At 46.9% G+C, this 241-nt stretch carries 1 pseudogene; it reads right to left on the reverse strand.

Annotated elements, in window-relative coordinates:
- Nucleotides 1–241 (reverse strand): annotated as a pseudogene (locus HMPREF0519_RS13985) (gluconate kinase); the annotation flags it as partial.

Genomic DNA, 241 nt, shown 5'->3' on the forward strand with positions numbered 1-241 from the left:
TAGATAGGGATGAAAGATCAATCCATCCGCCCCGGCAGGAACGGTCGCCGCAATTTTCGAAAGCATATCATAGGAATCGATATCCAGGAGCTTTGCGGCTTCCTGCTCGGCGCCGAATAGGGAATCATGTGCCCAGTTTAAAATGATACCGCCATTATTAATTGGGCCACCGACCAAATACTTCCCTTTCATAATTGGGTAACAATAAAGCCTTGCTTTTGGGTCAATTCGAGGTTGGTCA

Source organism: Lentilactobacillus hilgardii DSM 20176 = ATCC 8290, assembly GCF_000159315.1.
GTDB classification, from domain to species: Bacteria; Bacillota; Bacilli; order Lactobacillales; family Lactobacillaceae; genus Lentilactobacillus; species Lentilactobacillus hilgardii.